12 protein-coding genes are annotated in these 12,229 nt (G+C 45.3%); all 12 read right to left on the bottom strand.

The annotated features are described in order from the left end of the window. Window positions 1–18 precede the first annotated feature (18 nt). Window positions 19–462, bottom strand: coding sequence for a Zn(2+)-responsive transcriptional regulator (gene zntR, locus VRUMOI_RS02200; RefSeq protein WP_089138305.1), 444 nt, complete (start codon window positions 460–462; stop codon window positions 19–21). Between the two features lie 96 nt (window positions 463–558). Further along, window positions 559–1,806: a beta-ketoacyl-ACP synthase gene (locus VRUMOI_RS02205; RefSeq protein ID WP_089138304.1), complete on the bottom strand. Its 1,248-nt coding sequence runs from the start codon at window positions 1,804–1,806 to the stop codon at window positions 559–561. Then, window positions 1,803–2,528, bottom strand: coding sequence for a 3-ketoacyl-ACP reductase FabG2 (locus VRUMOI_RS02210; RefSeq protein WP_089138303.1), 726 nt, complete (start codon window positions 2,526–2,528; stop codon window positions 1,803–1,805). Before VRUMOI_RS02210 ends, VRUMOI_RS02205 begins: the two co-directional genes overlap by 4 nt. A 32-nt stretch (window positions 2,529–2,560) precedes the next feature. Beyond that, complete coding sequence (locus VRUMOI_RS02215; RefSeq protein WP_089138302.1) at window positions 2,561–3,031, bottom strand: hotdog family protein; 471 nt, start codon at window positions 3,029–3,031, stop codon at window positions 2,561–2,563. Continuing rightward, complete coding sequence (locus VRUMOI_RS02220; RefSeq protein ID WP_089138301.1) at window positions 3,024–4,226, bottom strand: beta-ketoacyl-[acyl-carrier-protein] synthase family protein; 1,203 nt, start codon at window positions 4,224–4,226, stop codon at window positions 3,024–3,026. The genes VRUMOI_RS02215 and VRUMOI_RS02220 overlap by 8 nt, the downstream gene beginning before the upstream one ends. 52 nt (window positions 4,227–4,278) lie before the next feature. Next, window positions 4,279–4,917, bottom strand: coding sequence for a DUF3261 domain-containing protein (locus VRUMOI_RS02225; protein ID WP_231897479.1), 639 nt, complete (start codon window positions 4,915–4,917; stop codon window positions 4,279–4,281). Next, window positions 4,917–7,295: an MMPL family transporter gene (locus VRUMOI_RS02230; protein ID WP_089138300.1), complete on the bottom strand. Its 2,379-nt coding sequence runs from the start codon at window positions 7,293–7,295 to the stop codon at window positions 4,917–4,919. Before VRUMOI_RS02230 ends, VRUMOI_RS02225 begins: the two co-directional genes overlap by 1 nt. Before the next feature lie 8 nt (window positions 7,296–7,303). Next, window positions 7,304–7,912, bottom strand: coding sequence for a LolA family protein (locus VRUMOI_RS02235; protein ID WP_408646262.1), 609 nt, complete (start codon window positions 7,910–7,912; stop codon window positions 7,304–7,306). A gap of 49 nt (window positions 7,913–7,961) precedes the next feature. Continuing rightward, complete coding sequence (locus VRUMOI_RS02240; protein WP_089138298.1) at window positions 7,962–8,399, bottom strand: acyl-CoA thioesterase; 438 nt, start codon at window positions 8,397–8,399, stop codon at window positions 7,962–7,964. Between the two features lie 110 nt (window positions 8,400–8,509). Continuing rightward, window positions 8,510–10,060, bottom strand: coding sequence for an HAL/PAL/TAL family ammonia-lyase (locus VRUMOI_RS02245; protein WP_089138297.1), 1,551 nt, complete (start codon window positions 10,058–10,060; stop codon window positions 8,510–8,512). Beyond that, window positions 10,038–11,852, bottom strand: coding sequence for a glycosyltransferase family 2 protein (locus VRUMOI_RS02250; RefSeq protein ID WP_089138296.1), 1,815 nt, complete (start codon window positions 11,850–11,852; stop codon window positions 10,038–10,040). Before VRUMOI_RS02250 ends, VRUMOI_RS02245 begins: the two co-directional genes overlap by 23 nt. Window positions 11,853–11,869: 17 nt before the next feature. Then, window positions 11,870–12,229 (bottom strand): ApeI family dehydratase, encoded by a 360-nt coding sequence (locus tag VRUMOI_RS02255; protein WP_089138295.1) that lies wholly within the window; start codon window positions 12,227–12,229, stop codon window positions 11,870–11,872.

Here is a 12,229-nt window from a genome sequence, read left to right on the forward strand (position 1 = left end):
TTGATGATCATCTTTTATTTAGTTGTGAGAGTGGTGATGGTGCTCTGTGTCGACTCGCTCGGTATTGGTTTCCAAGGCCTGCAAGATCGTACATTCCTCGGCGCTGCCTTTGCCGCCACAACAAGCCGAAGATAAGGTTTTTAATGAGCGTTGGAAGTGCTGTAACTCTGCCAGTTTTTGTTCAACATCCGCCAGTTTGGCATCCACCACTTGTTTAACATCGAAACACGAATTACTGGCTTTATCGACTTCAATTTCTAATAACTCTTTAATATCCGCTAAATTAAAGCCCACTTTTTTGGCTCGCAGAATAAATTGCAGTGCTTGCTTATCTTGTTCGTTATACAGGCGGTAGCCAGATTCAGAGCGAGCAGAAGGGCTCAATAAGCCTGATTTTTCATAAAAGCGTAGGGTGTCGTTATTAATGCCACATAGCTTAGCCAGTTCACCTATTTTATACATCTGCGACTCCTTCTTTAATCTGTCATTTCAAAAGTATAAACCCTAGAGATAAGTCTAGGGTCAATGGTTTTGAATAAAAGGGATTATCGTTGCAAGCTAGTGAGAATGACGCTTAAAAATAATCGAGGTGTTAATACCACCAAAAGCGAAATTATTACTCATAATATATTGGCAGTTTATTTCTCTACCATGATCACGAATATAGTCTAAATCGCCACACTCAGGATCAATGTTGTTTAGATTCAATGTTGGATTAAACCATCCTGAATGCATCATTTCCAAGCTCAACCAGGCTTCTATCGAACCACAAGCGCCTAAGGTATGGCCAAAGTAGCTTTTAAGAGAGCTGATTGGTGTTTGGTTACCAAAGACATTGAAGGTGGCTTGGCTCTCGGCAATGTCACCACGATCAGTGGCGGTGCCGTGAGCTGAGACATAATCAATCACGCTTGGAGAAAGCTGGGCATTTTCCAGCGCAAGTTCCATGCAGCGCTGCATGTTTTCCATTTGTGGTTGAGTGACATGCGCGGCATCACAATTACTGGCAAAGCCCACGATTTCAGCATAAATGGTCGCACCACGAGCAACGGCATGTTCATACTCTTCAAGCACTAGAGTGCCAGCGCCTTCACCGATCACGAGGCCGTCTCGATCTTTATCATAAGGACGTGGGGTGGTTTTCGGCGCATCATTTTTTAAACTGGTGGCAAAGAGGGTATCGAAAACCGCGGATTCCGTTGGGCAAAGTTCTTCGGCGCCACCGGCTACCATCACAGTTTGATAACCATGCTTAATCGCTTCATAAGCATAGCCAATCGCTTGACTACCAGAGGTACATGCACTGCTAGTTGGGATCACGCGTCCACGCAAACCAAAGAATAAGCCGACATTGACCGCGGAAGTATGTGGCATCATTTGTACATAAGTGGTGGCGGTAATGGCGCGAGTCGATTTTTCATTGAGCATCACGCCAAATGCACCAATAGCGGGAGTGCTACCAGTTGATGAACCGTAAGCCACGCCAGTTTGGCCATTGGTCAGTACCTCATGTTTTTCACCATCATTGGTTAATAAACCACTTTGGAGTAACGCGTTTTCTGAAGCGAGGGTCGCCATTTGAGATACTCGACCCATGCCACGAATCTTTTTACGGGTGTAATGTTTCGGAAGTTCAAAATCCAATACTGGCGCGGCAAGCTTGGTGTTTAGGCCATCGTATTGGACATAGCTTTCCATAAACTGCACGGCGTTTTCACAAGCTTTTAGTTTTGGCTCAATCGCTTGCCAATCATTACCAAATGCCGTGACCCCTGACATGCCTGTCACCACAACACGACGACTCATACTAAACCTCCATTAACTGAAATGACTTGGCGCGTAATATAAGCGGCATTATCCGACATTAAATAGCTCACTAAGCCCGCGACTTCTTCGGGTTTGCCCATTCGACGTAACGGCACTTGCGGGAGCGCATGCTCTTGAACGTGCTCATCGACCATCCCGGTATCAATTAACCCCGGAGCCACACAGTTCACCGTGATTTTACGCTTAGCCAATTCCAAGGCGAGCGATTTGGTCGCACCAATCACGCCGGCTTTGGCGGCGCTGTAATTGGTTTGGCCACGATTGCCCATGATGCCAGAAACCGATGCCATGGTGATAATGCGGCCACCTTTGCGTAGTTGTACCATTGGCATCACACAAGGATGAAGGACGTTATAAAAACTGTCTAAATTGGTATGAATCACGCTGTCCCATTCGTCACTCATCATTGCGGGAAATGCAGTATCACGAGTAATACCCGCATTGCTGACGACGCCATAATACGCACCATATTCCTCGATATCTGCTTCGATTTTTTCATGACATTGATCGCGGTTGCTAATATCAAACTGCAGTAATCTTGCTTGGCCACCGGCTTGTTGAATGGTGGCTTGAGTTTGTTCAGCGCCAGCTTGGTCACTCATGTAGTGAACCACAACATCAAACCCATCTTGAGCCAATTGGATCGCAACGGCTTGGCCTATGCCTTTACTTGCGCCAGTAACGAGAACATGTCGGGACATTGTTTTTCCTTTTTTATCGACGATGTGCAGGTTTATTGTGCCTGCATAGCGTTTAGTTGTTCGGGAGAGGGCACAAAGGCATTGAGTTGTGCATTCGCCATTTCTTGCCCTTGGATTTCGATGCGGCATTGAAACACCGCCATGCCATTGTTTTCCATTACTTGCTCGGCATGGATATCTAAGGTTTCGCCCAACGGAAATTCAGAACACTCACTTTGATAGCGGCGACTTCCTAATAAAAAACCGACCGAAGGCACTTGGCCTTTTTGCCAAGCTTGAAAGCCAGACCAAGCGGCGATGGATTGTGCCATGTATTCAATGCCAACATAACCGGGCACGCTTAGGGCTTCGGCGTTAAAAAACAACTCATCGGTTTTAATCATCACTTGAGTGTGAATGGTTTGTTCATCGACAGAAATTAACTTATCCACCAAGATCATTGGTGCAGCATGTGGGACTAAGTCTTTGATATCAGGCAGTGAAGAAGCATTTATTTCAGTCATTCGGGTATCCAAAAATCAGGCTGACATTATTGCCACCAAAAGCAAACGAGTTGCTTAAAATGACTGGCCGGGTTAAATGGTGCTCGGGCTTGGCTAATTGAATGGTAAATTCATCGCAATCGCCATCATTAATTTGCGCTGGTATCGGCAATTGATAGTGTAATACATGCCAACAAATTGCCGCTTCAATGGCACTCGCCGCGCCTAATGTATGACCAGTAAGTGGTTTGGTTGAGCTTACGGGGACTTGATTGCCGAAAACTCGCTCGATGGCTTTGGCTTCCATTTGGTCATTGAGTTTAGTGGCGGTGCCATGAGCATTGATATAGCCAACATCACTTGCTTGGAGTCCGGCATTAGTCAGTGCTTTGCGCATTGCTTGTTCGGCACCATTGCCTTCAGGGTGGGGCGCTGAAATATGGTGCGCGTCAGAGCTATCACCCGCGCCTAATAAGGCTAAACAATCTTGATTAGCATCCGGCTTGTCTAAGCTTAGTAGCATAAAAGCGGCAGCCTCACCAATATTGATACCATCACGATTAGCACTAAAAGGATTACAACGTTGGTGCGATAATGCTTCAAGTCCATAAAAACCATTTAAGGTTAGCTTACATAAGGTATCGCTCCCCCCCACAATCACCGCATCCACTAGACCTGCTTTCAATAAGCGCTGGGCGGAAAGGTATACTCGACCACTTGATGAACAGGCGGTTGAAATGGTGTAGTTTGGTCCGGTTATACCGTAGTAATCCGCAATAAATCGGCTGGTATTAGCCATTTCTTGTTGGTGATAATCAAAACCTGCGGGTAACTTGCCAGTTTGTTGCCATTCCGTCAGAGCATGTTCTCCGTCGGCAATGCCTGAGGTACTGGTGCCGATGATCACCGCAATTCTATCTGAACCATAACGATCTGTGGCTTGCTTGATGGTGCGATCAATTTGCAGTAATGCTGACAGTGCAAGGCGATTATTGTGGGTATTTTGATGAGCAAAGCGCACATCGATGGTCGGCAGTGGACCGTTCGCCATTCCAACCACCGTTTCACTACCATCATTGAGCCAATCACAGCTGGCTTGCATATTGGGTGTATCAGATTGGCGTAAATGCCCATGGATCATTTCTGCTGTCCAACCTAATGCGGAGTGAGAGCCACACGCATGAATATACAGAGGAGGATTAGGCGGTTTTAGCATTAGTGTAATGATCCTTATTTGGGCAATATTTTGTTAAGTCAACACGAGACGGTTAATCTTGTTGGTATTGTAAGGTTTTTATCACAATGGTGAAGTCTAGAGCGTGATTAATAAAAGTAATGTCACCTTTGAGTGGGTCAATCGACGCATAATTAATCTCTGCAATCAGTTTACCATGCTGATCAATCAGCTTTCTTTGTTTGGCGTTTTGGGTTTGCTGTTCAGTCAGTACCCAGCCGGTTTGTTGCAATCGAGGCTGCCATACTTCCAATGGATATAAAGTGATCATCAAATTAAACAAAACCTGTTCAGGCTTAGGTAGAGTATTGCCAAGCCCGGCCATCACATAAGTATCTAATTGATGGTCTTGATAAGTTAAGCTGAGTAAACGGGTGCCCCAAGATGAGAAACCAGCCAGTACTAGCTTATCTTGAGTGATTTGTAATTGGATCGGCAATTGGTTGCTTTGTGCCTTTTTCGTTTGATCAATATAGCGCACATTGAGCAATTGACTGGCGGTTAGGCGATAACCCAGTTCAGCAGGTTGAGGCAACGTCACCCAAGTATTCTCGGCGAGTTGCACTTGATTATTATCAGCATTATTGTCTGATTTTTCGGTGTGTGATGGCGTCGAACAAGCGGAAAGTGCCATCGCCAATAGAATGCTGAATATTCTCGTTACATGATTCATTATTGGCTTTCCTTATCGATGACGTGTGATGGCTTCATGGCCAATGGTGCTAATAACCAACTGATAATAATGCCAAATAACACGGTGATGCCAAAACTGTGAATCGCTTGAGTCGCGCTTAATGCCAGTAAACCAAAAGACAGAATGGTCGTCAGCGCAGATAAGCTAATCGAGAGCAATGTGGTATTTCGCTTTAACGCTAAGTTATTTTCCGCATGCGGTTTAAATGATTGTTCAGCAAAAAACAAAGTGTAATCAATGCCAATTCCGAGTACTAAAATCAGCGCCAATAAGTTGAATAAATTGAGAGAGCTTCCCGTGAGTACCGTGACGGCAATGCCTACAGCTCCTGCGATGATAGGCGGGAGTACAATCAATATACCCTGCTTTAAACCGTAGCGTAATGACACTAATAGTAAAATGGCAAAGGCCGCTAATGCTAATAATTGTGTGACATGTTGACGATATAAACCAAACAGCTGTGAGATTTCTTGAGTTTTATTGAGATAACTGACATCCGGTTGTTGCTCAGCAAAAGTCGCAATGGCTTGGTTATTATGCACACCATTGAGAGTAATAATCGCGGAAGCTTGTCCTTCTATCTCACCTAACCACATAAAGCGTACCGGTTTTGAAATCGGCGAATGAACAAACTGCTCAATCGTGACCGCGTTAAATGGAGAATCAAGCTCAGGCTTTTGCTTTAATTTTAATGCTTGAGCTAAAGGTTGGCTCTGCGATTGATAGAGTGACTGAGTTAATTCGAAATTGTGCTTTTGTTGCTGTGGGCTGGCAATAAACTGGCTGATACTTTGATAGCCGGTTAAATTCCCCGCTTGAATTTGCTGTTCGAGTTGAATAGAGACGTTCTGTAATTTATCCAATAATGCATCACTATTGGCAGCGCGTACCAACAGCATTTGTTGATCACTTTGAATGCCTGAAATGGTTTTTATGGTTTGTTCTTGCTGTTTGAGATTATCAGGCATTGCTTGCAGCTGACGAATATCATCATTGTAGTGAGCATGATACGCAACAATGCCCGCAGCGATGGCTAATACAGAGGGAATGATGATGCGCATTTTAGATTGCTGCCACAACGACAACCATAGCGTGAGCACTTGGGTAAAAGGTAACGCGCGATCTACGCTGGGCGCTGCGGCTAATATTGGATACCAGCACACCACGGTTGCGTAAGCGGCAAACAGACCGATGGCAGAAAATAGCGCTAATTGTTGTAAGCCGGGGAATGGCGCAATGAGCATGCCGAGGTAACCAACTAGGCTGGTGACTAACCCCAAGCTAATGGCGATAAAAATATGTTGCAACCCTTTTACGGCGTTCCAGCGCGAGCCTGCGGCCAAACGGTCGGTAAGGTAGTGGAAGGCATAATCAATCGACACCCCAATGAGGCTTGCGCCAAACACTAAGCTAAATAAGTGGACTTTGCCGAAAATCAGGACGGTAATAACAAATGCCGCGACCAGACCACAACTGATGGAAAGCAGAGCTAAACTCAAAGGCATCATGCTGCGATAGACGAATAAAATCAGCAAAATCACGCCTATCAATGATCCAACGCCTATGGTACTGATTTCGCTCTTTGCGCTTTGAGTACCATGAGCGGCGTAGAAGATCACACCGGTGTGAAGGACTTCAATCTGATCTTGTTGAAATGCTTGTTTTAGATCTTGTTCCAATTGAGATAACTCAGTCAGTTGATCTTGTAATGACATGCTGTAAGCCGACCCGTTGAGATCCGCGCTGATCAGTACGTACTGCTGACCTTGATATTCCGTGGTTAAGTAGCCGTTGGATAAACGAAAATTACCAGAGTGGGACGTTAACTGTTTGAGATAGTCGCGAAATAATAAAAAAGGATCACTATTGAGTTCATTGCCACTCACCCCAGAAAATGGGCTGTATACCGATTGGATCACATATTGCGTTTGAGATTGTGGTGAGTTGGCTAATCTTTGTTGTTGTGTCGGCGTGAGTAATTGAAAGCGATAAGGAAAGAAAAACTGCCCCCACGCTTGTTGAGCATCTTGCGCCAGTTTCCCGTCCACTTGTTTGAATAAAGATAACTGCTTTAAGCGAGTTTCAAATTGTTGTGCGGCTTGCTCGGCTTTATCTTGATCCGGGCTTGAGATCAAAAAGATGACTTTGTCGCTCATGCTAGAGGTTACTCGGTCAAAGGCAACTTGCGGACTGGGATCTTGTTGATTTTTAGGCAGCAATGCCATGATGTTGGTCTCGATCGGTAGCGATCGACCAAATAATTGCGTCAACAATACACCGATTAAAATCAGCATGACCGCGAGCCATACCAAAGCGAGAGGTTTTGGTTTGGTATGTTGAGTAAAGCGAGTGAGCATCAAAATATCTATTGTCCAAAGATGGCTTGTTCAGCCGCAGATAAATCACGAGGGAGATGAGTTTGATTGCTAAACGCGATCTCGGTACGATCACCGCGAATTTCGATGAGTTCGATACGATTAATATAATCCTTTGCTTCAATGTTAATTTGGCTGAAGACTTTATTTAGCGGTGCCGATTTTGGCGTTAAGGATAAAACCCATTGGTTGTTTTTAGTGGTGTTTAATTGCAGATCGAATTGTTGCTGCAAGGTGTCGGTATCCCCTTGGAATAACGATAAAAAGACATGGCTAAAATAAAACACCATTGGATTATCACCGACTTTGATGACTTGCGCAGGGCCCGAGCCGACTTGCTGACTTAGCGTTTCTTGAGTTAAGACTAACGAGGTGGCAAAAGGAGTCGCTTGTTGCCACCACAATCCTTGCTGGCTTGAGAGCAAGAAGTGACCTTGTGATTCTAAGGGCGCATCAAACATCTGCATGTGGCGAGTTTGCGTAAAATCGCCACGCACAATTTGATGACTCGAGAGCTGCTGTTGTAGTTGTGCTAGATTGTCATCATCTTTGGTCGCCGCTTGGCTGGTTTGAATTAAAAACAACCAAGCACACACCATTAGCGCTAGACCATAAATACCTTTTCCACTGAGTTTTAGGCTGGCTAGCTTAGACATTATTTTCATTCGTACTCCAGGCGGCGAGTTTATCGGTGAAGGCTTTCGGTGACACAAAGCACATCTCTTCGCTTTCAATGCAGACCGCTACTTGCATGGTGTAGCCTTTGGTTAAGCGTTGATTGGTTTGCGCATTGTAAATCACGTAATCGACTTTTAGGCGGTTTTCCCACTCGGTCAATTTAGCTTCCACTCGCACGGTCAAATCAAATGGGATCGGTTTGATGTATTTAACCCGAGTATCGATAATCGGCCACATATAACCCGAAGCCTGCATTTCACGGTAGTTATAACCAATTTTATCGAGCATGACTCGGCGTGCTTCTTCAAAGAAACGAAAATAATTACCGTGATAGACCACGCCCATCGGATCCGCATCTTGGAAAGAAGGGGTCATGGTGACTTGGGCGGATAATGCTTTATATTCCATGCTTTTTACCATAAGTGTTTACGTGTTTAGGACGCTACGCTGCTCGAGTCTTGAGCGCTTCGCTTCTCGAGTAACAAGAGCGAAGCGTACGAGTTCTCGAGCCACGAAGATCAATACAACGTCCATTCTTGCTGCTGGATCTTAGCAACAAACTGACGTAAATCCGCTTCTAATGGGCGATCTTCAGCCACAAACGCAAAGTCTTTTTGTATTGCTTCAAGCATGTTTTTCAATGCTGGACTAAAGTGTTGCTGATCCAATTCATTATTACGTTTACGCAGTTCAATGGCTTGTGTGGCAGCCAATAACGATGCAGAGGCAACTTGTTCGGTGAGCTGTAATACTCTCAGACAGTCACGGGAAGCAATAGTGCCCATGCTGACTTTATCTTGGTTATGACATTCGGTTGAGCGTGAAAACACACTGGCGGGCATAGTGTTTTTAAGTGCTTCTGCGGTCCATGCGGAAATGCCAATTTGTACGGCTTTAAATCCGTGATTAATCGGCTTACGTTCCCCGGTTGCGCCGGTTAAGTTGAATGGTAGTCCGTTGTTAAATTTGTAATCCATCAACTGCGCCATTTGGCGGTCAAGCAGGTCGGCAAGGTTGGCAACGGCCGTTTTTAAGGTATCCATCGCCATCGCAATATGACCACCATAGAAATGGCCGCCATGCAGTACGCGTTCGTTATCACCATCAATAATTGGATTGTCATTGGCACTATTAAGTTCATTTTCAATCATTTGACGTAACCACGGCAAAGTATCTTGCAGTACGCCAATCACATGCGGGGCACAGCGTAATGAGTAACGGTCTTGTAGACGATCACTGTTGCTCGGTGGGCGTTCGGCTTGTAAGTCAGCACGCAACCAAGCGGCAATTTGCTGTTGACCTTGATGAGGTTTGACCGCAAATAGCGCTTCATCAAAGTGAAAGTCATTACCTTGCATACCCAGGGATACCATGGCGGTAATCCGTGTGGAAAGCTGGGCTAAATATTCAGCACGTTTAAACGCGATACAGGCTAGCGCCGTCATCACGGAAGTGCCATTCATTAGCGCTAACCCTTCTTTTGGTTTGAGCTTGATAGGCTGAATATTGAGTTCGGCAAACACGTCTGCAGTAGGGCGAACTTGGCCTTGATATAACACTTCACGTTCACCAATTAAAACGGCAGCTAGGTAGGACAATGGCGTTAAATCACCACTAGCCCCGACCGAGCCTTCTTGCGGAATCAGCGGTGTGATGCCTTGATTGATTAAGGTAACGATTTGGTTAAGCAGTTCATGGGTGACCCCAGAAACGCCTTGAGATAAGGAGCACAATCGAGTGGCCAGTACCGCGCGAGCTTGTTGCTCATCTAAATGCTCACCTAAACCACAACCATGAAAACGGGTTAAATGCAGTGGTAGTTCATCGACCAAATTCATGGGAATGGCGACGGTGCAAGAGTCACCATAACCGGTGGTGACACCATAGATCACACCTTCTTGTTGCAGTAGACGTTCTAAAAAAGCCACACCACGATCGATTTTGCTGGTGAAAGCGTCACTGTTGTTCATTTGTGCCAGACTACCTTGAGCGATAGCCATAACATCTTCAATAGTCAGGCGTTGCGCGCCGAAAGTTATGCTGCTGTTATTGCGATTTTGATTGGTCATTGTGTTCACTTTGGCGGTTATTGGGCTCAATAGAATTATTTTTATTATTGTGGGTGTTGCTTACGGTTTCGACAGGCGATTGGCGAGTAAGCTGCCAAAAATTAAAAAAGTTATACCATTGTAATGGCGCTTGTAAGGTGAAGTGCTCTAAGCGTGCGGCGTATTGCTCGACAACGCTTTGCAATGCTTGCATACGCTGTTTTCTTGGCAGCACAATTTGGTCAGCAAACGGCTCAAAATAGACATGATAACTCGGGCGTTGTTGGCTTTGTTGTTCATCACGCAGGCCAAACAATAAGTACACTGGTGCCGCTAATACGCTGGCCAGCATGAAAGGGCCTTGTGGAAAAGGCGCTGGTTTGCCGAGGAAATCTGCCCAGATCACGCGTTGTTCTTTGGTGACAGACGTTCGATCACCAACAATCACCACCCACTCTCCTTGTTCAAGCTTTTGTTGCAATAAAATGGCGGTATCTGGCCCGAGCGTAGTCACTTGAATAAGGTTGATCGAAGAGTCAGGGTTGATCGCTTCCATCACTTTATTAAATCGTTCAGCATGCTCGGTAAACACTAACGCATTGATGGTTACGTTGGTGCGTAAGCGCCCCATTGCACGGCAAAGTTCTAGATTGCCTAAATGTGAGCCTAAAATCACGATGCCTTGTTGATTACCGATGACGCGTTCAAAGTGCTCTTGACCATGAATGGTGAGGTCATCACGAGTAATATCGCCGCGCCAGCCAGCCAGTTTATCTAACATAGTCTGGCCAAATGATAATAAGTGTTGGTAGCTAGACAGTGGTGAAGCTAACGGGTGATGGCGTTCGCGGCAGTAAAGTTCAAGTTGTTGAATATACTGTTCAGAGGCGAGTCGCGCTTGCTTACCCGTTTTGTGATAGTAACCAATCACCAGTTTTAGAATGGCATTAAAGACTGAGCGTCCAAGTAGCGAGTAAACGGCCATGAGGAGTTTAATGCCAAACACTGTGCCTCGTTCTTTGCTTTTCGCCCAGTGAGTCGCTTGCTCAGAGTTTGATTGAAGGTTATCGGGTGACGTTGTGAAATGGCGTGCGAGCAACTTAGGAATACGCGGCAGCATGCCAAAAAATAGCTTAGTATGCATTTTGCTGATACGGATATTGTCGTGTAAGGCATCAAAATGAGAAATGCCATCTTCAGGATAAACGACGTGGGTTTCAATAAACTGGCAGTCGATACCTTGCCAGTACATTTTGACCATAATCTCAGTATCAAAGTCCATTCTTAACCCTAGCGAGTATTGATTAAGCGTGTCGATGGTTGAGGCTAAAGGATAAGATCGGAAGCCACACATGCTGTCTTTGAGTTGCAATGACAGGGTTTCAATCCAGACCCAGATATGAGTGGCATAGCGGCCATAAAGACGCGATTTAGGCACTGAATCATCATAGATAGGGCGACCTGAGATTAATTGCTTAGGATTGGTTTGTGAGGCTTCAATTAACCGTGGAATGGTCGCTGGATCGTGCTGGCCATCGGCATCAATTTGAATGGCGTGACTAAAGCCTAAGCGGTGTGCTTCTCGTAAGCCTAAAATCATGGCTCCGCCTTTCCCTTGATTCACCGGATTGGTGAGTAGGGTAAGGTTTTCGGTATCGCTCAAGATCGTTAAAGTAGCTTTAGTGGTGTTATCACTACCGTCATCGACCACGATGATCGGGTAACCAAAAGGCTGTAGTGAGGCGATAACGCTGGCCATCGTTGAGCCATGGTTATAGCAAGGGATCACAAAGCAAGGTGTAAATGAAGTCATATTAAGACGCCGTTCCTTTAACCTAATAAGATTCGTCCAGATGAATGAGTGTGCGATTCATCACCTTGTTCTGAGGTGTAATTAAAGTGCAGCTTTTGTTTATCAGCATGCCAAGTTAAAGCCAGTTTGACGAGTGCGTCTTTTAAAATCGGCTCTTGGAACTTAATCACCTCCATTCCTTGAAAGGATTTTGGTGAATCGAAAAGCTGTTGAGCATAATAGACTGCCCAATCAATTTGAGTCACTCCTGGTAATAAAGGAAATTGAGGAAAATGCCCTTTAAAGTCTTCGATTTCACCATCAACTTGTAGCCAAAGCGTCACGCTATTTTCAGCTATCTGCTGCTTAATTAGAGTCGGTTTTCTCATCACGGTCAT

Source organism: Vibrio rumoiensis (assembly GCF_002218045.2).
Classification (GTDB): Bacteria; Pseudomonadota; Gammaproteobacteria; order Enterobacterales; family Vibrionaceae; genus Vibrio; species Vibrio rumoiensis.

Bases quoted from the DNA above. Each gene is read 5' to 3' on its own strand.
- zntR (WP_089138305.1), bottom strand. From the start codon at position 462: ATGTATAAAATAGGTGAACTGGCTAAGCTATGTGGCATTAATAACGAC.
- VRUMOI_RS02205 (WP_089138304.1), bottom strand. From the start codon at position 1,806: ATGAGTCGTCGTGTTGTGGTGACAGGCATGTCAGGGGTCACGGCATTT.
- VRUMOI_RS02210 (WP_089138303.1), bottom strand. From the start codon at position 2,528: ATGTCCCGACATGTTCTCGTTACTGGCGCAAGTAAAGGCATAGGCCAA.
- VRUMOI_RS02215 (WP_089138302.1), bottom strand. From the start codon at position 3,031: ATGACTGAAATAAATGCTTCTTCACTGCCTGATATCAAAGACTTAGTC.
- VRUMOI_RS02220 (WP_089138301.1), bottom strand. From the start codon at position 4,226: ATGCTAAAACCGCCTAATCCTCCTCTGTATATTCATGCGTGTGGCTCT.
- VRUMOI_RS02225 (WP_231897479.1), bottom strand. From the start codon at position 4,917: ATGAATCATGTAACGAGAATATTCAGCATTCTATTGGCGATGGCACTT.
- VRUMOI_RS02230 (WP_089138300.1), bottom strand. From the start codon at position 7,295: ATGCTCACTCGCTTTACTCAACATACCAAACCAAAACCTCTCGCTTTG.
- VRUMOI_RS02235 (WP_408646262.1), bottom strand. From the start codon at position 7,912: ATGGTGTGTGCTTGGTTGTTTTTAATTCAAACCAGCCAAGCGGCGACC.
- VRUMOI_RS02240 (WP_089138298.1), bottom strand. From the start codon at position 8,399: ATGGAATATAAAGCATTATCCGCCCAAGTCACCATGACCCCTTCTTTC.
- VRUMOI_RS02245 (WP_089138297.1), bottom strand. From the start codon at position 10,060: ATGACCAATCAAAATCGCAATAACAGCAGCATAACTTTCGGCGCGCAA.
- VRUMOI_RS02250 (WP_089138296.1), bottom strand. From the start codon at position 11,852: ATGACTTCATTTACACCTTGCTTTGTGATCCCTTGCTATAACCATGGC.
- VRUMOI_RS02255 (WP_089138295.1), bottom strand. From the start codon at position 12,229: ATGACCGTGATGAGAAAACCGACTCTAATTAAGCAGCAGATAGCTGAA.